Raw genomic sequence first — 4,112 nt, forward strand, 5'->3', positions numbered from 1 at the left:
CGCCGATCAGGCGACGGCCGAACTGGTGGTCGTCGAGCCACCCACACCCGTTCTGACCAGGTAATCAGCACCTCCCGCGTAGCGGGGGAAGCTCAGGGCAATAGCGAGGAAGGTGATCGTCTCGCCCTTGGCTTTCATGTCGTTGACGGTCGCGAGGACGCGGGCCCGCTTGTGCTGACTGTCGCGCTGGCGGGACTCCAGCAAGACTAAGGGCCGTCCCGTAATTGATCTCGGACGGGTCCGGACGGTGTGATCCGCCCGCCGGCGGGATCTGTCTACGTGGCCTGGATGAGGTTGTGAAGGCGGGCGATGCCGAGCATTGCATAGTGGACGCCATCGCCCTTGAGACGGCAGTCGCGAAGGATCTTCCAGGCCTTCATCCGGGCGAAGACGTGCTCGACGCGGGCCCGGACCCGCTTATGGTCGCGGTTGTGCTCGGTCTGCCATTCGGTGAGCCCGCCGCCCTTGGGCCGGCGGTGCGGGATCACGAGACCGGTCCCAGGATAGCCGCCGTCGGCGATGGTAATGGTCCGGCCGACAGCAGCCTTGGCGCCGGACTCGGCCCAGGCCTTGCAGTCGTTGCGGTTGCCCGGGACGGGGGTGCCCACCGCGACGACCAGGCGGGTGAGGGCGTCGACGACGACCTGATGGTTGGTGGAGTACCTGTAGTTCTTCGACTTCTCCGCGATGGTGTGGTCGCGGGTGGGGACGAGGGTGCCGTCGACGATCAGCACAGTGTCCTTGCGGAACCGCCGCCGGGGCCTGCGCGTAAGGAGGGGGCCGACGTGGTCGATGATCCGGTCGGCCGCCGACTTGGACACGCCGAACAGCGGCGCGATCTGCCGCAGCGTCAGGTTGGTCCGCCAGTAGGCCGCGACCAGAAGGACCCGGTCCTCCAGCGGAAGACTCCAAGGCCGGCCCGGCCGCACGGTGTCAGCGCCCTCTCGGCGGAGCACTGCCATGAGCTTGCGGAAGTCGCGCGGGCTCAGCCCCGTGAAGGGGGCTATCCATGACGGTTCCGACGCCGTGATCACACCAGCCATGGTGAGATCGTCCCAGCCGTGATCACTGCTCCCGGAGCCAGCTCGCGGCACTTAAGACGCTGGCCCCGGCAGAGGCCTACTTCCCAGGGCGTCGGCGAGAGCATCGCTCCGGGATCGAGTCAGGTTGAGCGCCCACAACACGGCCGACTCATCCGAGTCCGGCTCAGTGTGCCGGTGGCTGCCGCCGCTCAGAGGGGAGCTGGCACCACCACGGCGACCGGCTGCAGGCCGCCTGTTCCGAAGGAGATGGTCAGCCGTGTCCTGGGCAGAGTCCTCGGGTGCTCCGACGGCTGTGAGAGCGGCGCTCACCCGAGCTGGCGCTGCCGGCGGCAGCTCGTTGTCGGCGAGCAGCGGCAGCAGAAGCAGGAGCCTGGCCGCGGTGTCATGGACGCCGGGTGCGGTCAGGTCCGGCGTCTCGGCAATGTGCACGATGTCGCGCCAGGACAAGCCCGGGCCGTACCAGCCGCCGTCAAAGCTGGACAGATCCTCCGTCCGAGGCCAATCCGGTTGGGCCAGCAGGTAGTCGATCCCGTAGTCACCGATGAGGTTCCGGTAGACGACGACAGCGCTGTGACCGCCTTGGAACGGAATGCGAAACGTCGGCCAGGCTTGGTCGTCCAGAAGGGCCTCGGCCAGGGCGTCCGTGTCAGCGCCGTCGTCCCCGAACCACTCGGGTTCCGGCCGGGTCCCACCCGAGGTGAATCGGCACATCGCCAGCAGGTGATTTGACCAGAACCCGGCGCCCTCAAGCAGCCGCTCACCCGCAACCAGCGACCCGTAGTCGTACCCCTTGATCAGAACGGACCGGAGTGTCTCAGGCTCCACCGACACGTCTCGGCCGCCGTCCGTGGGAGTAGCGGGACAACCCTTAGGCGGGGGTGCGCGAGGTGGCCATTTCGGGTTCCTGGCATTGCTCGGATTGATGACGGTCAGCGGCAGCGGGAGGCCCGCGGTCGCGGCTCTCACCTTGCGAAGCACCTTCGTGGCCTCTTCGACCTGATCGTGCTCGTCCTCGGGAAGCTTGCTCATGTATTCGCTCATCTTCGCCCCGACCTGCTGGAACGCGGATATCTCATCGCTCGGACCCCGGGTGACGAACTCCGCTGCCCCGGTGGCCATCGCCATCTCCCGGTTGCCTTTCAGCGCGCGGATGTGGTCCTGGACTGCGGGAAGGTAGGACGCATCGGGCCGGTAGTGCTGGTCGCCGCCGCATCACCCACGTCAACACATCCACCACCAGCACGCCTCCCACCCGAACCCTCCTCGGAGGGTAGGAGGCCTCGGCGGTCGGTGCCGGAATCCGGGCGAACCGACTGCACGGCAGACGATCTCCTGCTAACGATCAGGCTCTCGACCAGCCCGAGTGCCCCAGCTCTGCACCACACCAGCCCCGCGACCTCCGACTTCAAAATGAAACGAGCTCAATGGATCGGCCCCTTTACAGACCCGGGTGTAGACGACGTAGATCGGGAGTAGAGCGGGGCCTCGGAAGATGGAGGAGAAGAAGCGGAATCCGAGCAGTCGGACCTGCCGATGACGGGTGGGTTTCCGGGTGGCCGGAGTGGAATGCGGAGGAGGCTCCAGGATGCTCTCACCGGAGAAGAATCGGATGCTGACCCAGGTAGGTGCCGGTACACCCATGGGCGCACTGCTGCGCAGGTACTGGCATCCGATCGCCCCGGCCATGGAACTTCGGGAGCGGAGGGTCAGGCCGGTCAGGCTGTTGGGGGAGGACTTGATCCTGTTCCGGAAGCCGGGCGGGGGCCACGGGTTGATCTCCCGCTACTGTCCGCACCGGACGACAGATCTCAGCAACGGGTGGGTGGACGGCGATCTGATGCGGTGTGCCTATCACGGGTGGGCGTTCAACTCCGACGGGCAGTGCGTGGAGCAGCCGTTCGAGGAAGCCGGGCCGGCCGGCGGGTTCCGCGGGAGGGTCGGGGTGACGTCCTACCCGACCGCGACGCTCGGGGGGCTGGTGTGGGCGTACCTGGGTCCGGGGCCCGCGCCGCTGCTGCCGGACCTCGAGCCGTTCAGCTGGGCGCACGGGTTCGTCGAGCTGATCCTCACCGAGCTACCGTGCAACTGGTTCCAGTGCCACGAGAACGGCATGGACCCGGTTCACTTCGAGTGGTTGCACTCGAACGGCAACGCGGTACGGCTCGACCCCGAGGCACCTGTCTACGCGCCTCGGCACACGGCGATCGACTTCTTGGAGTTCGAGCACGGCTTCGTCAACGGCCGTGAGGTCGAGACCGAGAACACACCGGAGGGGGCCTTCGCCCGGTCCAGCAGCACGGCCGACGGCGGAATCCTCTGCTTGTGGCCGTACACCCTCGCCTCGGGCAACACGGTCGAGTTCCGGGTGCCGGTGGACGACTACCGGACCCTCAACATCACCTGGCAGTACTCCGTGCTCCCCGACGATGTCGCCGTCGGCGTGCCGGAGTCCGAGGAGGTGCCGTACTGGTACGGTCCGCTCACCGAACCGGAGAGCGACCGGATCATCACCTCGCACACGGGCAACCAGGACTTCGCTGTCTGGATCGGCCAGGGCGCGGTCACCGACCGGAGCAGCGAGCACCTGGGGCGCAGCGACAAGGGCATCACCCTGTTGCGGCGCAGGTACCTGGAGGCGATCGACCAGGTTGCCAGGGGCGAGGACCCGCCGGGTACGGTGCGCGACCCCGGAGCGAACGTGCGGATCCCGCTCCCGCTCCCGAGGAAGTTCATCTACACCGAGGGCATCCCCCGCGAGGTCTTCGAGGCGAAGCTCGCCGCCCGGAAGCGGAGCGGGCTGTTCGGCATCGGGGGCTTCCTGGCGGTCCAGGCCGGAAGGCCTGAGCACCTCCAGGTGATGTACGAGAAGGTCGCCGGCATCGGGGACAGGACAGCCCTCGGTACCGGTGGGGCCGTGTAGGCGGCGACCGGCCGGGGGAGTGCCGGGGGGGGGGGGGGGCGGGCCCCCCCCCCCCCCGGCCCCCACGACGGTGGAAGGGGGTGCAAGAGGGGGGGCAACCGGGGGGACCGAGCGGGGAGAGGTAGCGGGACAACGGGGGCCGCACAGCC

4 protein-coding genes are annotated in these 4,112 nt (G+C 68.1%); 1 reads left to right on the forward strand and 3 read right to left on the reverse strand.

Annotation, left to right across the window (positions count from 1 at the left end; genetic code table 11):
• Window positions 1-6 precede the first annotated feature (6 nt).
• The 3 genes from ACFXHB_RS38630 to ACFXHB_RS38640 form a co-directional block, all read right to left on the reverse strand.
• Window positions 7-204, reverse strand: coding sequence for a hypothetical protein (locus ACFXHB_RS38630; protein ID WP_380580750.1), 198 nt, complete (start codon window positions 202-204; stop codon window positions 7-9).
• A gap of 71 nt (window positions 205-275) precedes the next feature.
• A complete protein-coding gene (locus tag ACFXHB_RS38635; RefSeq protein WP_380580752.1) occupies window positions 276-1,043 on the reverse strand; it encodes a transposase in 768 nt (255 codons plus the stop codon).
• Window positions 1,044-1,094: 51 nt separating this feature from the next.
• Complete coding sequence (locus ACFXHB_RS38640; protein ID WP_380580754.1) at window positions 1,095-2,168, reverse strand: hypothetical protein; 1,074 nt, start codon at window positions 2,166-2,168, stop codon at window positions 1,095-1,097.
• A gap of 484 nt (window positions 2,169-2,652) precedes the next feature.
• Here ACFXHB_RS38640 and ACFXHB_RS38645 point away from each other — a divergent pair, with 484 nt between their 5' ends.
• Window positions 2,653-3,963, forward strand: coding sequence for a Rieske 2Fe-2S domain-containing protein (locus ACFXHB_RS38645; RefSeq protein WP_380580756.1), 1,311 nt, complete (start codon window positions 2,653-2,655; stop codon window positions 3,961-3,963).
• Window positions 3,964-4,112 lie beyond the last annotated feature (149 nt).

Source organism: Kitasatospora sp. NPDC059327 (genome assembly GCF_042752535.1).
Taxonomy (GTDB): domain Bacteria; phylum Actinomycetota; class Actinomycetes; order Streptomycetales; family Streptomycetaceae; genus Kitasatospora.

Excerpts from the sequence above, each read along its gene's own strand:
- ACFXHB_RS38645 (WP_380580756.1), top strand. The coding sequence starts at position 2,653 with ATGCTGACCCAGGTAGGTGCCGGTACACCCATGGGCGCACTGCTGCGC.
- ACFXHB_RS38635 (WP_380580752.1), bottom strand. The coding sequence starts at position 1,043 with ATGGCTGGTGTGATCACGGCGTCGGAACCGTCATGGATAGCCCCCTTC.
- ACFXHB_RS38640 (WP_380580754.1), bottom strand. The coding sequence starts at position 2,168 with ATGGCGATGGCCACCGGGGCAGCGGAGTTCGTCACCCGGGGTCCGAGC.